The organism is Cytobacillus sp. NCCP-133 (genome assembly GCF_026011715.1).
In the GTDB taxonomy this organism is placed as follows: domain Bacteria; phylum Bacillota; class Bacilli; order Bacillales; family Cytobacillaceae; genus Cytobacillus.
Map to the genome: position 1 here is coordinate 207178 of NZ_BRVM01000002.1, position 19369 is coordinate 226546.

General features: G+C 39.3%; 18 protein-coding genes and 3 pseudogenes. 11 read left to right on the plus strand and 10 right to left on the minus strand.

The genetic code is table 11. From position 1 onward, the window contains the following. The first annotated feature begins 19 nt into the window (after nt 1-19). Nucleotides 20-260, plus strand: a pseudogene (locus tag NCCP133_RS05085) (HNH endonuclease). Between the two features lie 37 nt (nt 261-297). Here NCCP133_RS05085 and NCCP133_RS05090 read toward each other — a convergent pair. From NCCP133_RS05090 to NCCP133_RS05115, 6 genes are read right to left on the minus strand one after another with little or no spacing between them, the layout of a single operon-like run. Beyond that, a complete protein-coding gene (locus NCCP133_RS05090; protein WP_264803852.1) occupies nt 298-516 on the minus strand; it encodes a spore germination protein in 219 nt (72 codons plus the stop codon). Nucleotides 517-555: 39 nt separating this feature from the next. Further along, entirely contained in the window at nt 556-951 is a 396-nt protein-coding gene (locus tag NCCP133_RS05095) for a spore germination protein GerPE (protein ID WP_264803853.1), read from the minus strand. A 5-nt stretch (nt 952-956) separates the two neighbouring features. Next, a complete protein-coding gene (locus NCCP133_RS05100; RefSeq protein ID WP_264803854.1) occupies nt 957-1133 on the minus strand; it encodes a spore gernimation protein GerPD in 177 nt (58 codons plus the stop codon). Beyond that, the gene (gerPC, locus tag NCCP133_RS05105; RefSeq protein WP_264803855.1) at nt 1130-1747 is read right to left on the minus strand and encodes a spore germination protein GerPC; all 618 of its coding nucleotides are present in this window, start codon (nt 1745-1747) and stop codon (nt 1130-1132) included. Before gerPC ends, NCCP133_RS05100 begins: the two co-directional genes overlap by 4 nt. A 33-nt stretch (nt 1748-1780) precedes the next feature. Continuing rightward, nucleotides 1781-2017 carry a spore germination protein GerPB gene (locus NCCP133_RS05110; RefSeq protein WP_264803856.1) on the minus strand — a complete coding sequence of 79 codons (237 nt, stop codon included), beginning with the start codon at nt 2015-2017 and terminating at the stop codon, nt 1781-1783. A 15-nt stretch (nt 2018-2032) separates the two neighbouring features. Then, nucleotides 2033-2254: a spore germination protein gene (locus NCCP133_RS05115; protein ID WP_264803857.1), complete on the minus strand. Its 222-nt coding sequence runs from the start codon at nt 2252-2254 to the stop codon at nt 2033-2035. Between the two features lie 210 nt (nt 2255-2464). Here NCCP133_RS05115 and NCCP133_RS05120 point away from each other — a divergent pair. The 6 genes and pseudogenes from NCCP133_RS05120 to NCCP133_RS05145 all read left to right on the plus strand — a co-directional run. Then, nucleotides 2465-2711 (plus strand): annotated as a pseudogene (locus tag NCCP133_RS05120) (AMP-binding enzyme); the annotation flags it as partial. A 114-nt stretch (nt 2712-2825) separates the two neighbouring features. Further along, the gene (locus NCCP133_RS05125) at nt 2826-4016 is read left to right on the plus strand and encodes a DUF418 domain-containing protein (protein ID WP_264803858.1); all 1191 of its coding nucleotides are present in this window, start codon (nt 2826-2828) and stop codon (nt 4014-4016) included. Between the two features lie 182 nt (nt 4017-4198). Then, nucleotides 4199-5107 carry a fumarylacetoacetate hydrolase family protein gene (locus tag NCCP133_RS05130; protein ID WP_264803859.1) on the plus strand — a complete coding sequence of 303 codons (909 nt, stop codon included), beginning with the start codon at nt 4199-4201 and terminating at the stop codon, nt 5105-5107. Between the two features lie 384 nt (nt 5108-5491). Beyond that, nucleotides 5492-5848, plus strand: a complete 357-nt coding sequence (locus tag NCCP133_RS05135) for a YisL family protein (protein ID WP_264803860.1) — start codon at nt 5492-5494, stop codon at nt 5846-5848. A 201-nt stretch (nt 5849-6049) separates the two neighbouring features. Further along, nucleotides 6050-8965, plus strand: coding sequence for a bifunctional diguanylate cyclase/phosphodiesterase (locus tag NCCP133_RS05140; RefSeq protein WP_264803861.1), 2916 nt, complete (start codon nt 6050-6052; stop codon nt 8963-8965). Between the two features lie 30 nt (nt 8966-8995). Continuing rightward, nucleotides 8996-9178, plus strand: a complete 183-nt coding sequence (locus NCCP133_RS05145; RefSeq protein WP_264803862.1) for a hypothetical protein — start codon at nt 8996-8998, stop codon at nt 9176-9178. Nucleotides 9179-9283: 105 nt separating this feature from the next. Here NCCP133_RS05145 and NCCP133_RS05150 read toward each other — a convergent pair whose 3' ends face one another. Further along, nucleotides 9284-9847 (minus strand): DUF2777 domain-containing protein, encoded by a 564-nt coding sequence (locus tag NCCP133_RS05150; protein WP_264803863.1) that lies wholly within the window; start codon nt 9845-9847, stop codon nt 9284-9286. Between the two features lie 155 nt (nt 9848-10002). Here NCCP133_RS05150 and asnB point away from each other — a divergent pair, with 155 nt between their 5' ends. Further along, entirely contained in the window at nt 10003-11850 is a 1848-nt protein-coding gene (gene asnB / locus NCCP133_RS05155; protein WP_264803864.1) for an asparagine synthase (glutamine-hydrolyzing), read from the plus strand. 152 nt (nt 11851-12002) lie between these two features. Here asnB and NCCP133_RS05160 read toward each other — a convergent pair whose 3' ends face one another. Continuing rightward, complete coding sequence (locus tag NCCP133_RS05160) at nt 12003-13775, minus strand: alpha-glycosidase (RefSeq protein ID WP_264803865.1); 1773 nt, start codon at nt 13773-13775, stop codon at nt 12003-12005. A gap of 126 nt (nt 13776-13901) precedes the next feature. Between NCCP133_RS05160 and NCCP133_RS05165 the strand changes: the two are divergent. From NCCP133_RS05165 to NCCP133_RS05175, 3 genes and pseudogenes are all read left to right on the plus strand, one after another. After that, a pseudogene (locus tag NCCP133_RS05165) lies at nt 13902-14499 on the plus strand (sugar ABC transporter permease); the annotation flags it as partial. 88 nt (nt 14500-14587) lie between these two features. Continuing rightward, entirely contained in the window at nt 14588-16126 is a 1539-nt protein-coding gene (locus NCCP133_RS05170; protein ID WP_264803866.1) for an alpha-amylase family glycosyl hydrolase, read from the plus strand. A gap of 169 nt (nt 16127-16295) precedes the next feature. Continuing rightward, nucleotides 16296-17342: a LacI family DNA-binding transcriptional regulator gene (locus tag NCCP133_RS05175; protein ID WP_264803978.1), complete on the plus strand. Its 1047-nt coding sequence runs from the start codon at nt 16296-16298 to the stop codon at nt 17340-17342. Between the two features lie 155 nt (nt 17343-17497). Here the strand turns inward: NCCP133_RS05175 and NCCP133_RS05180 are convergent, their stop codons facing one another. Then, nucleotides 17498-18367 carry an SDR family oxidoreductase gene (locus tag NCCP133_RS05180; RefSeq protein WP_264803867.1) on the minus strand — a complete coding sequence of 290 codons (870 nt, stop codon included), beginning with the start codon at nt 18365-18367 and terminating at the stop codon, nt 17498-17500. Between the two features lie 300 nt (nt 18368-18667). Further along, on the minus strand, nt 18668-19159 hold the full coding sequence (locus NCCP133_RS05185; RefSeq protein WP_264803868.1) for a YajQ family cyclic di-GMP-binding protein: 492 nt from the start codon (nt 19157-19159) through the stop codon (nt 18668-18670). Between the last annotated feature and the right edge of the window lie 210 nt (nt 19160-19369).

The following is a 19369-nucleotide window of genomic DNA, read 5'->3' on the forward strand; positions in this document are numbered from 1 at the left end:
CCTTAGAAATGAAGCTGACATGACACTGCACCATTTGGCACCGAAAGAAATGGGCGGAACCTTCCTGCCAATTTATGCATCCCCTTCCATAAGCAGCTCCATGCTTTATACACAAATGTAGAGCTTGCAGCAAGGCTGAATACAATTCAATTATTGCAGCAGGATGAGAAGATAGGAAAATTTCTGAAATGGTAAAATGGATTAGAAAGCAGCCTTCTTCTAAGTTAACAAAAGCGAGGAAGTCGAATGCTAGAAAATGAAAAGGACGATAACAGCTCTGCTACCGCCCTCTAAACATTAGTTATTCCCGACAGTAGGCTGGTCTATTAGATTGGTATCCAGCACATTGCTGGCATTAAGTCCATTATTAGTAATGATGAACCCGCCTGTGTTTAAAGCTCCCTGTCCGGATGTGGATTTGGAATTGCTCTTTGGTGAAATGTATAGAGAGTCTCCAAATTGGACAATTCCTCCTCCGACATTAATAATTTGTACCGGTCCAATTATAGCTGGCATAAAAAACATCCTTTTTAAAGTTTATTTCGCAGCATTCCCTTAGTCTCTACTTGGATTCCTGTTATTGTTTTTTTGAAAGAGCTGGCGAATATGCTTGACACGGGACTCCATTGAAATATTGCCGCTGTTTCCAATATGAACGATAGATGACGAGGAAACCCCGATTATATCAATAGTTTGAACTTTAATAATCGGATTTAATTGTGATGTATGGATTGTAAGCTCTTCTTCAATGGGAAGCAGGGGGATGGGTTCACTGAAAATGGGATACACACTATAATTGCCTTCGCGGGTGTTGAAGTACTCTGCTTCACGCTGGAGGGCAATTGCCCTGGAGAAACCTTGAATCGAACAAGAATCCCCAATTTCAAAAACAGAAGAGAATGACATGGTATCAATGTTAATTTTATCAACAAAAGAAGTTCTGTTCAGCATGCATATTACTCCGGTGTCAGCGGCACAAAAGGCCCGACAAGAAGTGATTCTGCAGGCGTATCAAAAGTAGCCGCCAGCTGGATGCTATTCGTATCCCCAACTATTAGGACCGATGAACTGGATACCCCCAGCACTCTAATAGTCCCTACGCATACATCCCTGTTATATACTTGATAATTCACTCTTTATTCATTCCTTTCATGTTCTCAGGCAAATGAGAGATAAAAGCATGAACCCCACTGTGTATTTCCTTTTTTAGGCTTTCGATTATTTCATCATTCTCATTCGGATTTTTGTGATCTCCCCTGTTTGCAGCCTGCTGCTGTTTCATATAGAAATCTATTCTGTTTGGCAGCTGCTTTTTAATATCCTCTCTGATAAAAGCAACATATGAATCATCCACATTTACATTTAAGTTTTGCTTAACAGCAGCAACTACTTCCGGGAGCTCGCTTTCTAAATATTGATAAATGGCATCTTCAATCTCCATCGTTCTTTTCATCTGTTTTTTAGGCGATATGGGTGCTTTGATGTTTTTATTATTAACATCAAAATCTTCAATGTTTTGCAGCTCGGATGGATTAAGTCCGATGTTTAAGGTACCTTCAAGGGACTCCACTTTAAGCTGGTCGAATTTGTATTCAATCCGGTCAACTTGCATAGGAGGACGGCTTTTAAGAACTTTAGTTTCCTCCTGTAGTTTTTTGACCGCTGCTTCCAGGCTCCGAATTCGCTTTTCTTGTGCCTCGATAAAAGCATGCAATTGCTGAAGATAGGAATTTATTTGCTGATTCAAACGCACCACCTCGCTTTTAAAGCTATATAATCACTATGGCTTGGTTATACCTCCCAAGGGAACTGCAGGAGTAGTTAGTAAAGAGTCTGAGTGGACCGAAGGAACTGAAACCTCAGCTTCTGGAGCAGGTTCTGTAAACCCTCCTGTGTTAAACAAATAGGAAGCTGGCTTGATTATGCCTGCACTCCCAATCTGCATAACAGAAGAGTTTGTTATTCCGCCTATTTTTATAAAATTAATATGAATAGATTGCTGTATATAAAAATTCATGCGATCACCCATTTTTTAAGCATTAAAATAGTTGCCCTGATCAACACCATCTGAATCGTACGTATTCGTTGTGCTCCGGTTATTATAAACATTCAATCCGTCACCAGTATTAAAAGATCCAGCACCGGAAAATGTTTTGGCGTTCGATACAGGCATGATTTTGTATACATCTCCAATATTGAAAACCGCGCTGCTTCCGATTGAAATAACCTGTGCGACTCCAACAATAGCTGGCATCATCAACACCCTTTTAAATTATTTCTTATATATCCTATGTGCCTAAAAGCTGATTGTGATTAGTTAGCCCAAATATCTTTGGGTGTGACCGTAAAATGATGTATTCATGGGTCCAGATAAATCGAAATCAAAATGCTTAAATGTTATATAACAGACAAAATTTATGTAAAACTGTTCCGCTTTATATGATAATATAAACATAAATACAGAATTGCTGTTCCACATGAAAAATGGGGAGAAACACCGCATGCCTTTGTTGTATTGCGAAGCGGAGAAACCATAAAAGAGCAGGATATCATTGATTTTACGAGGGAAAAAACTTGCTCACTTAAAAGCAGTAATCGGAGTAACGTATGTCGAAGAGCTTCCAAAGACTGCATCAGGAAAAATCCAAAAAATACATCTTCGTAACGATTACTGGGATTCCAAAGGAAAGACCGGACGGTTTGTGAATTGAATAAGTGACCTGCAGCATGCATGATGCTGCAGGCTTTTCATTTTTACTGGACAACCTCAATAGGGCTCTCTATTATAATGAATAGGATTTGGTTTCCCAAAAAGGAGGCATTTTATGAACAAACTAGTTAGCCCAGTTCTGGAGCAGGACAGGATTATCTCCTTGGATATGATGAGAGGCTTTGCCATACTAGGTATATTTCTAGTAAACATGCTATCGTTCCATTCACCGTTATTATATCTTGACCCATCCCAATGGTGGAATAGCCTTGCTGATAAAACTGTTTATGCATTCATTGATATCTTCATACAGGCAAGCTTTTACCCATTGTTTTCAATGCTTTTCGGATATGGTTTAGTCATATTAAGAGACAGAGCGGCTGCAAAAGGGCTTCCTTTCAGGGGGATGGCTCTTAGAAGGTTTTCATTGCTTTTATTGATAGGCATTATACATGCCTTTCTTATTTGGCATGGAGATATCCTAATCAATTATGCAATTTTTGGCTTTGTTTTTTTGCTTTTTATCAAAATGAACGGAAAGAATATGCTCTTGACCGGTTTATTGCTCTACATCATTCCTAATCTGTTATTCGCTCTCCTGTTTTTTGTAACCGTCCTGTTTGTACCTGGTGATGACCTTTCCATTTATAACTCTGCAGCAGCGGAAGCCTCAATGGAGGTTTATAAAAATGGAAGCTTCTTGGAAATCACAGTACAAAGAATTGAGGATTGGTCAGGAGTCAATAATATAGCTTCATTGCCCATCATGCTTGCATCCATATTTCCTTTATTCTTAATAGGCGGCGGGGCTGCCAGGCTTAAGTGGCTCGAAAAGACTGAGAAAGTTCGGGGCTTTCTAAGTAAAATAATGATAGCTTCTTTGGCTGCAGGTTTGCTTTTTAAAGTGCTCCCTTATTTATATGAAAGGAACATGGCTTTGGAGTTCATTCAAGATATTTTTGGCGGTCCGCTTTTAGCGATCGGATATGGCATGGTGATTGCCTTATCTATAAAGAAGGGGGAAGTACCTAGGGTATTGCTGCCGCTAGCCTATGTTGGGAAACTATCTCTTTCCAACTATCTGCTGCAATCCATTGTTTCGACTTTTATTTTCTACAGCTACGGATTAGGCTTTTATGGAGAGTTATCCGCTTTTGGAGGAACGGTTATCGTTATAATCATCTTCGCTCTTCAAGTAATAGCAAGTCGCTGCTGGGTTACCCGCTATTATTATGGCCCGGTTGAATGGCTTTGGAGGAGCTTTACATATTTAAAGCTGCCAAACTGGAGTCGCCGTTCTTCATGAGGAGGATTTTGATTGTTGAAGCATCTCATACCCCTTCAGAAAATAAAAGCATTTTTTGAAGAGTTATAGAGTGGGAGGCTCCTAAAGGGGTCTCTTTTTTAATAAAGGATGCTAAATAGTCTCGTAAATCTGAAAATTGTATTATACTTAAAATGCGATGAATAATAATGAGGTGATGAGAGATGAAGTTTGTTACAGCAAAAGATAGCGGCAGAAGATTTGTGGGACTTATTGATGAATCATCCGAAAGGGTGCTGCCTCTTTCCCATGCTTTAGAAAAAATGGAAGGGAAGAGTGACTTGCCCCCAACACTTAAAGAATGTATTGCATTAGGGGATGCTTTTATTAAAAAAGTACATAAACTAAAGGATTGGATAAACAGCAATCCTGAAAGGGAGGAACTTTATCTCCCGCTGGATTCTGTCTCATTGGGTGCGCCAATTCCGCGGCCGGATAAAAATATCTTTTGTGTAGGAAAAAATTATGCAGAGCATGCAATCGAAATGGGCAGCAAAGAAGATATTCCAGAGCATATTATGGTTTTTACAAAAGCGCCTACTACAGTGATTGGACCGGATGAAACAGTCCTAAACCATAAAGAAGCAACAACGCAGCTTGATTATGAGGGCGAACTTGCTGTTATTATCGGAAAAAAGGGACGAGCCATCTCAAAGGAAGATGCTTTGGACTACGTATTTGGCTACACAATTATTAACGATGTGACTGCAAGAGATCTCCAAGCCCGCCATAAGCAATTCTTCCTAGGGAAGAGCCTTGATGCTACCTGTCCGATGGGCCCATGGGTTGTCCATTCATCTGCAGTAGAAAATCCAAACAAATTGGATATTCGAACAAAGGTGAACGGGGAAGTGCGACAAAGTTCAAATACGGAAAACTTCATCTTTTCAATCGAGGAAATCATCACGGTCCTATCAAAAGGTATGACCCTTGAGCCGGGAGATATAATCGCAACTGGTACTCCTGCTGGTGTCGGCAAAGGATTTAAGCCCCCAAGGTTTCTTCAGCCGGGAGATCAAGTAGAAATAACAGTTGAAAAGATCGGTACTTTAAGGAATTCAATTGAGGAATAAAGTCTAGAGTCTGGGACAAAAGTGTTTTAATCAAATAAAAATCCGAACTATAACTTAGAATTTCTTAATTAGAATTCTAGTTACTTTGGATTTTTTCTTTATATAACTATTTTGTTTTATAATTATTCGCCTTTAGAACTGAATGATTTAGTTTTGTCCCAGCCTCATTTATTTTATTATCAACAGATATGAGGAATCAGTGTGAAAATATTAGTGTTACCTATCTATCAAAGATGTAAGAGCTGATGTCTATGATAGAAATCTCATTTCTCCTGTAAAATTCACATATTTGCCTTATATAACGCATATTCGGCACCGTTATTTTAGGATTTTCCATTTCAATATGATATGATGGTATCGAATTTTACAATAGGAGGCACTGGAATGATACATGCCCACATAACGACATGGTTTTTGGCACTTGTTTTCTTTATTGTTGCCCTTTTTATGCATAATAGCGGCAAACAAAGAGGTTTAAAGGTTGTTCAGATGATTTTGAGGCTGTTTTACCTGCTGATCATTGGGACAGGCGTTTGGATTCTAAGCTCCCTAAACAGCATTGACATGATGTATGTATTAAAATCATTGGTTGGATTATGGGTAATTGCTATGATTGAGATGATCATTATTCGTACTGTAAAAGGCAAGAAAACCACCATTCTATGGATTCAGTTCATTATTGCTTTAATCCTTGTTTTATATTTAGGGTTTGTGCAACTGCCATTAACATTTATGACGTAAATAAGAATATTTTATGAAAAAGCTGCTAAAAAAGCAGCTTTTTCTAATTTTATCATGTTATGACTGCCCTTAATATGGTATTTTTAAAAAGATAGGAATAGAGGTAAACTTTAACAGTGAGCACTTTCCGAATGACATCTGCTTTTAGTGGATGCAGAGGATTAATCTTTAGAAATGATACTACTATGATGGTGGGTTTTTATGGCGAAAACAATAACATGTCTTTATGAGAATATGAGCCGGCTGAATAGTTTTATAGATGAGCACGAATTAGATGAGTACCCAAATTTGCTTGTACAGATTTTCACAGGAAGAATAAAAGAATCTTTTATCGAGGACTTGAGGCTGCAATTGTCAAATCGGCTTCCGTTTGCTGATATTGCCGGCTGCTCAACATCAGGGGAAATATTTGAAGGCCGCATCACGGAAAATCAAACCGTTATATCTTTTACCCCCTTTGAAAAAACAGAATTAAAGTCATTCTTGCTGCATCAGGATGATTTTACAGACAGCTTTGAGATGGGACAGGTTCTGTCAAAAGAGTTGGATATGTTTAACACAAAGGTTTTAATTCTGTTTCCGGCAGGCTTTGATGTCGATTCTTCTTCATTGCTGGAGGTTTTACATGAAACAAACCCGGAAATGGTTATTGCTGGGGGAATTGCAGGTGATAATGGAGCATTTCAGGAAGGCATTGCTTTTACACAAGAAGGGATTACGAAAAATGGAGTCGCGGCAGTCGCCATTCAAAAAGGTCATCTAACGGCACATTCCTTTGCAAACTATCGATGGCAGGAAATTGGGAAAAGTTTTGAGGTTACGAACGCATCAGGTTCCATTATCTATTCCATTGACCATAAAATCCCCTTAAATATATTAAAACATTATCTGGGAGAGACCTTTATAAATAACCTTCCTCAATCAGGGATAGAATTCCCATTTTTAGTAACGTATCGAGGCGAAAAAGTAGCAGTTTTCATTATAAAGCTGCTTGAAAATGGTGCCATTCAAGTTAACCGAACTGTAAAAAAAGGGGATACGTTAACATTTGCATACGCCAATTTGGAAGAAATCATCGACAGGTCTCTGCAGGATTTGAATAGATTAAGCCAAACATCAGCAGAATCAATTTTTATCTTTAATTGTATGGCACGGAAGCAGTTTGCCAGAGATTTTTCGGAAAAAGAACTGTCAATGTTCCAAAGGATTGCCCCTGCAAATGGCTTTTTTTCCTATGGGGAAATTGCCTCAAGACAAGGTGACTCCCCCAAGATTGTCGGGCATTCGCTGACTTATTTAGCTATATCCGAGAATTCCTTCCGTTCGGCCAAAGGGAGAGAAGAAACATACATTTATGAGAGGCCTGCCCACTTTAAGACCATATCTTCACTTACACATCTAATGCATGCTTCCCAGGATGATATAAAACGATTGAACAGCAGCCTAAAGATTTCCGAACAATATTATAAATCTCTTTTTGATAACAATGCCGATTTTGTTTATTCAACAGACTTAATGGGTCACTTCACGAGCGTTAATCCAGCATTTGAAAAAACATTTGGATACAGCAGCGATGACATACTGGGAAAATCAGCGCTTGCCTATGTACGGAATGACGATATTTCACGTGTTCGAAAGCACTTTTATCGGGCAATTAAAGGGAAAGAGCAGTACTATAATCTTTATATTGATTCTAAATCAAGGGAAACAAACTTGTTTCAGCTGAAAAATATTCCAATTACAGTGAATGGAGAATGCGTAGGCATCTACGGGATTGGCAGGAATATTACTGAGCAGAAAAAAATTGAAGAGAAAATTACAGAACTCGCTTATTTTGATCAGGATACAGGCCTTCCGAACAGAATGAAATTCACAGAGCAGCTGGATCTGCTTTTGAAGAAAGCAAAGAAGAAAAGGAAGATGCTTGCAGTTCTTTCAATTGATATTGACCGCTTTAAAATCATTAATGATAGCCTCGGCCATTTTGCAGGTGACATGGTTTTAAAGGAAATTTCTGAACGAATTGAAAGAGTTTTGCCTTCCGGTTCTTATTTAGGCCGGTTTGGAGGCGACAAATTTAATTTGATTTTATCACGGGATATTTCAATTGAGAACGTCATGAAACTGTCTGAAAAAATTCTGGATGAAGTTTCAAAACCTTTATTTCATGCAGATCAGGAGTTTATTGTCACAGCAAGCATAGGTGTCAGCTTTTTTCCAGGAGATGGATTGGATGAGCATACCATGCTAAAAAATGCAGATGTAGCAACCAATCGTTCTAAGCAGCATGGCGGTAACAGAGTAACTTTTTTCTCGATGGAAATGAACGAGCAGGCATTGGTCAGGCTTGAACTAGAAAGCTATCTAAGAAAGGCTATGCAAAAAAATGAATTTTACTTATGCTACCAGCCTCTGATTGATCTTGAGTCAGGAAACCTTTATGGAAGCGAGGCTTTAATCCGCTGGAATCATCCGAAGCTAGGACTTGTTTCGCCAGCAGAATTCATTCCCCTTGCTGAAGAAACTGGTCTTATAGAGGAAATTGGCAGTTGGGTATTGCGCACTGCATGCAAGCAGAATAAGAGGTGGCAAATGCTTGGCCATGAATCGCTCTCCATCTCCGTAAATGTGTCCGCCTATCAGTTCCAGCAGCCAGGTTTCCTGAACGAAGTAAAGAAAGCATTAGAAATTTCCGGCTTAAAACCGCAGTATTTGACTTTAGAGTTAACTGAAAGTACGATGCTGAGGAATGTGGAATACAGCATCCAGGTCATGCAGGCTCTCCAGACATTGGGAGTTAAAGTTTCAATTGATGATTTTGGCACGGGCTATTCTTCTTTAAGCTATCTGAAAGATTTTCCAATTAATACATTGAAGATAGACCGGTCTTTTATAAATAACCTGAGTTTAAACACATCTGACATTGCTATTGTAAAAGCAATCATTACAATGGGGCATGGACTTGCTGTAAAAGTAGTGGCAGAAGGGGTGGAAACGAAGGAGCAGATTGAACTTTTAAAAGAACTGAAATGTCATTACGCACAAGGCTTTTATATTCATAAGCCGCTTAGAACAAATGAATTTGAAGAAGGATTATCAAATAAGGTGCGGACGTAACAGCTAAACAAGGACAGCATCAAATGCCGCTTGAAGAAGGGAAGGAAAGATATTGGGGCTTGGGTTCTGATTATTTTAATTGCAGTACTTATTATAAGTGTTTTTGTTGTCCAGGCTGTTACCAAACATGGAGATCATCCTGTATTAACGCAAAAGGAAATTATTGAAGCATTAAAAAAACGGGAGCAAGAGGAGAAAGCTGGCCCTGGTTAAATAGCAGCCGTCTGCCGGGAATTGGCAGACGCTGCTTTTTTTTATAATATCAGAATTTATATTCTTTTGAACTTAGATCTGTCTAGCTCTAGGCGCCTCCCCTTGCTATGAGGAAATCTTTTCAATTACCATTCGCTTCCCGCTATTTAAGGTGAATTCAAATCGATCACTCATTTTTTCATAATAGCAGAAATGATGCTGAACATTGCAAATGTGATCCTGGTTATCAAAAATGATAAAATTTACCCCGCTCTTCCGATCTTTATCATTGAAAAAGGCTAACTGGTTATAGCAATAAATGCAATCATAGACTGAGAATTGCATTGAATTCAAAGTTGTTACAAACTGGTAAAATGCATCATCATTCATTTCCTCCAGCAGCCTCTCCAATGAGAAAACGAGATGTTTTCTTATTCGGATTGCATCCTGATCCTTTAAATGAAAAACTTCATCGGCCAGGGTAATTTTTCCCTCTTCAAACAAAATTCCTTTTTTCCAGCGCTTGAAGCGAAATAGTTCTAATTCCTGATGGAGGAATTCATCTAACAAAGATGCCTCATCTGTTTCATGATCAAAAAAAATCCATTGATCATTGATATACTCTACAGTGCCTTCTGTAAAGGCACGGGATTGATGCTCAATAAGCTTTATTCGCTGCTGTCTATTCATAAAAAACCTCCATTTACTTCCTCAACTTCTTTTTAGACAGTTTTGGCGATTTTTATAACCGCTGAAAGTGGACAATTAACTTTTTTCTAGGCCGTGCATAGAATAGCATCATGAAAATTGTGCCCAAACGATTCCGCTGGAAAGGATGATGTAGAATGTGTGGAATTACAGGCTGGATTGATTTCCAGAAGGATTTGAGAAAGGAAACGGCTGCAATTGGAAACATGGCGGATACGTTGACTAAGCGAGGTCCGGATGATACAAACGTCTGGACAGATGGGCATGCAGGATTCGGCCATAAAAGGCTAATCGTTGTAGACCCGGCTGGCGGAAAGCAGCCAATGACAAGAGAAAAACATAATAACCGCTATACCATTTGCTATAATGGTGAGCTATATAATACGGAAGATCTTCGTAAAGAACTCCTTATAAAAGGATATTCGTTTGAGGGCCATTCTGACACTGAGGTTTTATTGACTTCTTATATGGAATGGGGAGAAAATTGCCTTGAATATTTGAATGGAATTTTCGCGTTTGCTGTATGGGATGAAGAAAAGGAACAATTATTTATAGGAAGAGACCGTTTAGGGGTCAAGCCGCTATTTTACAGTGAGATCAAAAAGGGAATCATCTTCGGATCAGAAATAAAAGCCATTTTGGCCCATCCGGATATAAAGGCTGAAATAGATAGGGAGGGGCTGGCTGAAGTCTTTGGCTTAGGTCCATCAAGGTCGCCGGGTTCAGGAGTTTTCAAAGGGATTGATGAATTGAGGCCAGCACACGCTTTAAATTTCTCCAGAAATGGGCTTAAGGTCTGGCGCTATTGGAATGTAAAAAGTGAACCTCATAGGGATAACGTTGATGAAACAGCAGAAAAAGTAAGATACTTATTTACTGATGCAGTAACAAGACAGCTGGTATCCGATGTACCGCTTTGCACATTTCTCTCTGGAGGGGTCGATTCTAGCGCAATCACTGCTATTGCTGCAAAAACATATGAGAAAGAGGGAAAAGGCCAGCTTCATACCTATTCTATCGATTATGAAGGCAACGATGTTTTCTTCAAGGCAAATGAATTTCAGCCAAACTCGGATGGCGCATTTATCCATAAGATGTCTAAAGCCTTTAATACCAAGCAAAATAGTTGTATCATAACTCAGAAGCAGCTCGCAGAGGATTTAATAGAATCTGTACACGTAAGGGATCTTCCCGGTATGGCTGACATTGATTCGTCCCTACTCTGGTTTTGCAGGGAAATAAAGAATGACTTTGTTGTAAGTTTATCAGGTGAATGTGCGGACGAAATATTCGGAGGGTATCCATGGTTCCACAGGCAGAAAGACTTGCAGCGCAGGGGCTTCCCATGGATGAGATCTCTCGAAGCCAGAAATGGGCTATTGAAAGAAAACTGGCGGGAAAAGTTGAAGATCCAAGACTATGCCATGGAAAAATATAGGCAGGCAATCTCGGAAACTCCTAAGCTCGAGGGAGAGAGCGGAGAGGATGCCAGCCGAAGAGAGCTCTTTTATATTAACATGATTTACTTTATGACTACTTTATTGGATCGGAAAGATAGAATGAGTATGGGTGCAAGCCTTGAAGTAAGGGTGCCTTTTGCTGATCATCGCCTGGTGGAGTATGTGTGGAATATTCCATGGGAGATGAAAATGCATGGCAACCGTGAGAAGGGAATTTTGCGAAAAGCACTTGAGGGCATTTTGCCAAATGAAGTCTTATATAGAAAAAAGAGCCCTTATCCGAAAACCCATAATCCTGAGTATACTGATGCAGTCCAAAAAATGCTAAATGGATATTTAGAGGACCGATCTTCTGCACTTTATGAATTTTTCGATCATAGCCAGTTAAAGAAAATCATTGATTCCGGGGGAGAAGCGTTCAAGGAGCCTTGGTACGGCCAGCTTATGACCGGCCCTCAGCTGCTGGCGCATCTTGCACAGATTCATGTCTGGTTTAAAGATTATAATATTAATATTGTGGAGTAGAAAAAAGCGGCAGAAACCCCTGCCGCTTTTCTTTTAAAACAACTAAGATGTTCATGCGCATGTTTATATACATTATATTTCTGGTGAATTTTAAAACGAAAAAGGAAAGTCTTAAGGCTTTGCACCTAAGAACTTTTCTTAATTAAAACGATCTAAATCTTGCTTAAAGAGGAAGGGAATGATAGAATTTCAAATTCGAAACCAGCCAGATTTACTTTAAGGCTATCGGCCTCTGCAGCAAACTCTTCACCTGAAAGCAGGTTTGTAATTTTAACGCCCTTCATATTATAAGGCAGTGTAAAATCAGTTTTTTCATCCAAAGGGTTAGCTACTACAACAATCGTTTTTGACTCATTATATTTTCGATAGGCAACTATATTACCGGTTGTTTGGAAGAATTCGAACTGGCCTTCGTTGGCAAGCAATTTTTCTTCCTGGCGCAATTGGATCAGCTTCTGAACATGGATGAAAAGGTCCCGGTCCTGTTTCGCTTCATCCCACTCCATACATTTTCTGCAGCCTGGATCTATTTCCCCGCTTAGGCCAATCTCATCCCCATAATAAAGGCAAGGGGATCCCATAAAAGTAAATAAGATGGTGTAAATAAGTTTTACCCTTTTTTTATCTCCATTACATTCACTCAGAATTCTGGGTGTATCGTGGCTGCCGACAAGATTGAAGGCAGCTTCGTAAAAATTGGCAGGATAACGGTGGATTTCACCAGTTATGTTATAGGCGAATTCAGTGGCGGATATCGTTTTCTTCGCAATAAGGTTCAATAAATTGGCTGTGAAAGGATAATTCATGACTGCGTCAAATTGATCGCCGCGCAGCCAGGGCATGGAGTTATGCCAAATCTCCCCCAAAATATAGAGATCAGGTTTAACGCTTTTCACTGTCTGCCTGAACTCACGCCAGAACTGATGGTCAACTTCGTTTGCTACGTCCAATCTCCACCCGTCAATATTAAACTCTTCAATCCAATAGTTAGCCACTTTAAGCAGATAATCTTTTACCTCAGGATTTGCCGTATTTAGCTTTGGCATTTGTTCTACGAAAGCAAATGTTTCATAGTTAGGATATTTGCCGCCTTTTAATGGAAAGCTGTGCGGATGAAACCAATCTTTAAACTTTGATTTTTCTCCGTTTTTAAGCACATCCTGAAAAGGGGGAAAGTAATATCCACTATGATTAAATACGGCATCAAGCATAACACGGATATTTCTTTTGTGGCATTCTTCTACCATTTTCCTTAAAGATTCCTTCGTTCCAAACTGGGGATCAATTTCCAGATAATCGATTGTATCATATTTATGATTGGAAAAAGCCTTAAAAACTGGTGTGAAATAGATGCCTGTAATACCAAGATTCTGGAGATAATCCAAATGTTCCATTACACCCTCAAAATCACCGCCAAAAAAATTCGTCGGGGACGGGTATGTACTGCCCCATGCAAGAGTTCCAACAGGATCATTATCGGGGTTGCCATTCGCAAACCTTTCAGGAAAAATCTGATACCAAACTGTATCCTTTACCCAGGAAGGGGCTTTGAACACTTCTTCCGGGTGTAGATATGGAAAGTTAAAGTAATAGCCGGAATCCGCAGGAACCGTATCGCAAAACCCTTTTTCAGTTAAAATTAATTCTTCTTTTTCGGATTTCAATATAAAGCCGTACCGTGACCTTCTAAAAGGCGGAACAATAAAAGTGTGCCAAAAATCATGAATCCCATCTGTTCCGGACTTTGACATTTTTGTTACTTCATATTGCCATTTGCCATCCGTCCAGAGGTATTGGTCACCGTGTATTAAAGACACTTCCAAAACGTCATCTTTTTTTGTCTGTATTCTAATATGCAGGGTTTCTTCATCAATTGGGTATACATAATGATCAGCAGGATAGTGGATGATAGCTGCCTTTTCCATGGTTTTTCCCCTTTCAAAATAATGCAATCGTTTGCATTATATCATATCGCTAAAAGGATGATATCTTTACTGCTTTTTATTTAATCATTGCTTTAATGAGTTTTATTGTTATCTATCCGCTTTTTCAGTACGCTGACGATGATATTTACTATTATTACTGTGTCATTCAAAGCCTTCTCATTTTCGCGTTATTAGTTTGTAGGAAGGAAAAATGGACTGTTGACGTTTTTAATCCTTCAAATGATTCCTAACTTTGCCCCATTGATTTCCATTTTCGTTTTAGCAACGAGAACAGGAATGATTGATGCTCAACTTGGATTAATTCTTGTGTGTGCAGGCGGTCAGATTCCAATAAATACATGGCTAATGAAAGGATATCTTGATACAATTCCTAAGGAACTTGATGAGTCTGCAAAAATGGATGGAGCAAGCCATTTCCGTGTGTTCTGGCAAATTATTATGCCTTTGGCAAAGCCCATTATAGCGATTGCTCATTTATAGCCCCATTCGGTGACTTTATTTTAGGTAAATCTTATTAAGAACAGATGAAAAATTTACTATGGCGATAGTTTATATGAAATGGCTGCCAAGCAGTTCGGAAATGAATTTACATAGTTCGCTCGCTGCAGGATCAGTCTTGATTGCGATTCCGATAGCAGCTCTGTTCCTGATGTTCCAGAAATACTTTGTTTCCGGATTGACGTCAGGGGGAACAAAAGGCTAATCTTAAAGGGCTGAAACTTTTACATGCCGTTGCCGCAGTCATGTTTTTCTGCCTCTGCAATGGCTTGAAAAATGAAGGAGGAGCGGCGATGAAACAAGGATTTATAACCTTCATCTTAATCTCGTTTCTTATTTTTTATGCCCTGCCGGTAGGAGCAGCTGAAAAAGAAGAGCGTAAATGGCAAGATGAAACAATTTATTTTTTAATGGTGGATCGATTTAGCAATGGTAATCCAAATAATGATTTTAAGGTGGATGTTGAAGACCCCAAGGCCTATCATGGCGGTGACTTTAAAGGCATTATGGATCGCCTGGATTACATTAAAGATATGGGATTTACGGCAATTTGGCTGACACCTGTTTTTGATAACGAAGAAAAAGGCTACCATGGTTATTGGATTAAAGACTTTTACAATACAGAAGAGCATTTCGGAACGTTGGATGAGTTCAAACAGCTTGTACAGGAAGCCCATAAAAGGGATATGAAAGTGATTCTGGACTTCGTTGTGAATCATGTAGGATATAATCACGATTGGGTAAATGATCCAAAGAAAAATGATTGGTTCCATGAGGAACGGGATATAGCCAATTGGACAAATCAGACTGAAATTGAAAATGGATGGATAAATGGTCTGCCTGATTTAAAACAGGAAAATCCTGAAGTGCAGGACTATTTAATTGATGCCGCTCAATGGTGGATAAAAGAAACGGACATCGACGGCTATCGCCTGGGTACTGTTAAGCATGTTCCAAAAACCTTCTGGGCAGAATTTGCAGGCAGTGTGAAAAGCGTCAAAGAAGATTTTTATTTGCTTGGGGAAGTTTGGTCCGATGATCAGAAGTATATCGCTGAATATGAAAAAACAGGTATAGATGGCTTTGTTGATTACCCATTGAATGACCATTTAAGAACAGCTTTCGCAGAACCTGATCAATCCTTAGGCTGGCTTTTTACAAGCTGGGATGGAAATAAAGCTTTATATGATCATCCTTATTTAATGGGAACTTTCATGGATAATCATGATACGGTCAGATTTACAAGAGATGCTGTTTTAAAAAACAACCACCCTGGACCAAGATGGAAACTGGCATTGACGTATTTGTACACAACTCCGGGAATTCCAATTGTTTATTATGGCAGCGAAATTGCGCTCGATGGCGGTGAAGATCCAGAGAATCGCAAGCAGATGGATTTCAGGACAGATAAAGAACTGATTGACTATATTTCGAAGCTCGGAGAAGTAAGACAAATGCTTCCTTCATTAAGAAGAGGCGAAATGGAACTTTTAGCAGAAGAGAATGGATTTGCTGTTTACAAAAAGAAGTATAAAGATGAAACCGCTGTCATTGCCATCAACAATTCAACCAAATCGCAAAAGGCTGTTCTGGATTCATCACAGGTGGAAGAAGGAAAAGAACTTCGCGGCCTTCTTACAGATGACCTAGTCCAAAGCGAGAATGGCAATTATAATCTCATAATGGACCGGGAACAGGCGGAAGTATATATTTTGGATGAGAAATCAGGTATAAACATTCCTTTGATAGCAGCATTAGCTGCAGTATATACTGCTTTTATGTTCTTTATCTTTCTATTGTGGAAGCGGTCAAAAAAGAAAAAGGCAGAATAAAACTCAAAGAATGGCAATTGCAGCATCCTGCTGACCCTTCATTGCAGCTTTTAACCGCTTCTTCCAAGAGTTTGTTATGAATAGGCATCCTGTTTACAAAAGGAAAGAAATATATTACTGTTTTGATTATAATATAAATAACAGAGACCTCATGGAGTGGGTGATGATATTGGCAGTTACAATTAAAGATGTTGCAAAGGTGGCAAAAGTTGCGCCTTCGACGGTTTCACGAGTTATTGCCAACAATCCTCGCATCAGCGAAAAAACGAAACAAAAAGTCAGAGAGACGATGGAACAATTGGGGTACCATCCCAATTTCATTGCCAGGAGTCTTGCAAGTCAATCAACACGTGCTATTGGCTTAATTATGCCAAGCTCTACAGATAAAGTTTTTCAAAATCCTTTCTTCCCAACCGTATTAAGGGGGCTGAGCGAGGGTGCTCATGAGAGGCATTATGCTCTCCATATGACAACTGGAAAAACGGATGATGAAATATATGATGGGGTAGTCCAAATGGTGCAAGGCGGACGTGTAGATGGTGTAATTCTTCTTTACTCCAAAGTGGAAGATAAAGTCCTTGCCTTTCTAAAGGAAAAAGACTTTCCCTTTGTAGTGATAGGAAAACCCTTTTCGGACGAGGAAGAAATCACGTATGTAGATAATAACAATTTCCGTGCTGCGAAGGAGGTTACGGAATATTTAATCAAGCTTGGACATAATCAAATTGCCTTTGTAGGCGGGAACTTGAACCTGACTGTAACGGTTGAACGTTTGCTTGGTTATGAAAAAGCATTAAGAGAAGCAAATATTGAGCTTGTAAATGATTATATTGTCCATGAGGAATTCCTAAAAGAAGGCGGGCAGGAAGCTGTTAGAGGGTTAATATCCCTTGAACAGCCGCCTACAGCCCTTGTGGTTGCCGACGATTTAATGGCACTTGGTGTCTTAAAAACATTGGATGAGCTTGGGATCAAGGTTCCTGAAGACATGTCTATCATTAGCTTTAATAATGTGCTATTGGCTGAAATGTCCAGACCGCCGTTAACCTCAGTAGACATCCATATATTTGATTTAGGATTTGAATCTGCGAGAAGTTTAATTTACAGAATTGAAAATCCGCGGGAACCTGTTAAAAGAATAATAATTCCGCATAAAATTGTAAAACGCTGCTCATGCAGCAGTCCGAATCAGGAAAAACCATTCATAGTTTCTTAAAAAGGGAAGCCTGCGGAGGCTTCCCTTTTAGTTATAAAAACTGTCTAGCTGCTTTATAAAGGCTTTGACAGGTTCATCATGACACGACCAATAGCCAGCAGCATTTGGGAGGCCATGGCGTTTTTTTAGCCAGTGTTCTTCGTGGGCACGGTGTCTTACCCGTTTACAATAGTGCCGCCATTCACATGAATCATTTGGCCGCTTACGTAAGAGGAATCATCGCTTGCAAGATACACATAAGCAGGAGCCAGTTCATACGGCTGGCCAGCTCTGCCCATTGGTGAATTTGAACCGAATTTGGATACTTTTTCTGCTGAGAAGGTAGACGGGATCAGCGGTGTCCAAATCGGGCCAGGAGCTACACCGTTCACTCGGATTCCTTGGCCTGCAAGTGACATTGCCAAGGAACGAGTAAAGGAAACAATTGCTCCTTTTGTAGATGAATAATCAATTAATTGTTCATTTCCTTCATATGCTGTAATGGAAGCAGTATTGATAATGGAGCTTCCTTCTTTGAGATGAGGAAGAACTGCTTTTGTTAGATGGAAAAATGAAAAGATATTGGTTCTAAAGGTTCTCTCGAGTTGATCAGCTGTGATGTCCAGCAGACTTTTCTGCGGATGCTGTTCAGCTGCATTATTAACAAGCACATCAATTTTTCCGAATTGGTCTATCGTCTTATTGACTACATCTTTGCAGAATGTTTCACTTCCAATATCACCTGAGATTAGCAGACATTCCTGGCCTTCAGCTTTGATAGCCTCTTTTGTTTTCTCTGCATCCTCATGCTCATCCAAGTACACGATTGCCACATTCGCACCTTCTTTTGCAAAATAAATGGCGGCTGATTTTCCGATGCCGCTGTCTCCGCCTGTAATTAAGGCTACCTTTCCTTTCAATTTTTCAGAACCCTTATAATTCGGGTCTGCACATTGAGGTTTAGGCTGCATAGGATCTTCAGTGCCAGGCTGATGATCCTGATGCTGCGGCGGGAATTCCTTAGGGTTATTTTGATTGTTAGACATTGCTTCATCCCTCCAAATGATTGATACTAGTTAAATTCCATTTTATTATGATAAAAAAACATGGAAATTATTTGCAACGGCCCATATTTAAGATCTAAAAATATAGAAAGGAGAGAATCTGCATGCAAATTCTTTAAATCCATATTAAACCAAAATTCTTGATGCAAGGTAAGTGATGTCAAGTAACATAATTGATAGTTAGCCGCCTTTTTATCATTCATTTCTATAATAAGTGCGATGACGGCTTTTGGTGCTATTTTCAAATAAAAAAGCAAACGGATAAAGACCGTTTGCTCTCATTTAGCGGTAGTTAACGAACTGGACGTCAACCGTTATATCAGCTTCTTTAACTGCTGTAATAATCTTCTGAAGATCATCACGGTTTTTCCCCGTTACACGAACCTGGTCATCCTGCACTTGACTCTTAACTTTTAAGCCGCTGTTCTTAATAAGGGTATTAATTTTCTTTGCATTCTCTTTATCAATGCCCTGAACAAGTTTGGCTCTTTGGCGTACAGTTCCGCCCGATGCTCCTTCAACTTTGCTGTAATCAAGGTTTTTTATCGGGATCCCTCTTTTAATTAACTTGCTTAATAAAACATCCTTAAGCTGTTCAAGTTTAAACTCATCATCAGAGACCAGTACAAGTTCTTCCTTATCCAGTTTGATGTCACTTTTGCTACCTTTAAAGTCATAACGTGTGGAAATTTCCTTCATCGCAATATTAATTGCATTGGTTACTTCTGAAAATTCTACTTTAGATACAATATCAAATGAGCTTTCTTTAGACATGGCAGCCTCCTTGGACATTACAATTTTCATTTAAAAGAAGTTTCACTTTTCCGCGTTATAACTGTCCGTAGAAGATAGTATATCAAGAAGCTGAAACGGACAGTAAAAACCCGATAAGTTCAACTAACTTTTTGAAGGAAAAGCGCCTTCAAAAAGAAGTTTCACTTTACCTTCTTATTATAGTAAAATATAGCAGTTCGAACAACTTTA

What these genes read in the sequence shown, in the direction of transcription:
- NCCP133_RS05090 (WP_264803852.1), bottom strand. Translation starts at nt 516, where the DNA reads ATGCCAGCTATAATTGGACCGGTACAAATTATTAATGTCGGAGGAGGA.
- NCCP133_RS05095 (WP_264803853.1), bottom strand. Translation starts at nt 951, where the DNA reads ATGCTGAACAGAACTTCTTTTGTTGATAAAATTAACATTGATACCATG.
- NCCP133_RS05110 (WP_264803856.1), bottom strand. Translation starts at nt 2,017, where the DNA reads ATGAATTTTTATATACAGCAATCTATTCATATTAATTTTATAAAAATA.
- NCCP133_RS05115 (WP_264803857.1), bottom strand. Translation starts at nt 2,254, where the DNA reads ATGCCAGCTATTGTTGGAGTCGCACAGGTTATTTCAATCGGAAGCAGC.
- NCCP133_RS05125 (WP_264803858.1), top strand. Translation starts at nt 2,826, where the DNA reads ATGAACAAACTAGTTAGCCCAGTTCTGGAGCAGGACAGGATTATCTCC.
- NCCP133_RS05130 (WP_264803859.1), top strand. Translation starts at nt 4,199, where the DNA reads ATGAAGTTTGTTACAGCAAAAGATAGCGGCAGAAGATTTGTGGGACTT.
- NCCP133_RS05135 (WP_264803860.1), top strand. Translation starts at nt 5,492, where the DNA reads ATGATACATGCCCACATAACGACATGGTTTTTGGCACTTGTTTTCTTT.
- NCCP133_RS05140 (WP_264803861.1), top strand. Translation starts at nt 6,050, where the DNA reads ATGGCGAAAACAATAACATGTCTTTATGAGAATATGAGCCGGCTGAAT.
- NCCP133_RS05150 (WP_264803863.1), bottom strand. Translation starts at nt 9,847, where the DNA reads ATGAATAGACAGCAGCGAATAAAGCTTATTGAGCATCAATCCCGTGCC.
- asnB (WP_264803864.1), top strand. Translation starts at nt 10,003, where the DNA reads ATGTGTGGAATTACAGGCTGGATTGATTTCCAGAAGGATTTGAGAAAG.
- NCCP133_RS05160 (WP_264803865.1), bottom strand. Translation starts at nt 13,775, where the DNA reads ATGGAAAAGGCAGCTATCATCCACTATCCTGCTGATCATTATGTATAC.
- NCCP133_RS05170 (WP_264803866.1), top strand. Translation starts at nt 14,588, where the DNA reads ATGAAACAAGGATTTATAACCTTCATCTTAATCTCGTTTCTTATTTTT.
- NCCP133_RS05180 (WP_264803867.1), bottom strand. Translation starts at nt 18,367, where the DNA reads ATGTCTAACAATCAAAATAACCCTAAGGAATTCCCGCCGCAGCATCAG.
- NCCP133_RS05185 (WP_264803868.1), bottom strand. Translation starts at nt 19,159, where the DNA reads ATGTCTAAAGAAAGCTCATTTGATATTGTATCTAAAGTAGAATTTTCA.